This window comes from Pseudomonas sp. SIMBA_067, from assembly GCF_046534675.1.
In the GTDB taxonomy this organism is placed as follows: domain Bacteria; phylum Pseudomonadota; class Gammaproteobacteria; order Pseudomonadales; family Pseudomonadaceae; genus Aquipseudomonas; species Aquipseudomonas putida.
Genome location: NZ_JAWRYH010001362.1, coordinates 1 through 235 on the forward strand (window position 1 = coordinate 1; position 235 = coordinate 235).

Sequence of the window (235 nt, forward strand, 5' to 3'; positions counted from 1 at the left end):
CCTGGTGATCAACAAGCCTGCGGGCCTGGTTGTGCACCCGGCCGCCGGCCATGCCAGCGGCACCCTGCTCAATGCGCTGCTGCACCACGTGCCAGACATCATCAACGTGCCGCGTGCCGGTATCGTTCATCGCCTGGATAAAGACACCACGGGCCTGATGGTGGTGGCCAAGACCTTGCAAGCGCAGACCAAGCTGGTTGAGCAGATGCAAGCCCGCAAAGTCAGCCGCATCTAT

Annotated in this window: 1 protein-coding gene; it reads left to right on the top strand. The window is 62.1% G+C overall.

Going from position 1 to position 235, the window contains the following annotated elements; all coding sequences use genetic code 11:
• The coding region (locus SB765_RS33795) for a pseudouridine synthase (RefSeq protein WP_410933057.1) at positions 1 to 235 on the top strand (235 nt) is incomplete at both ends.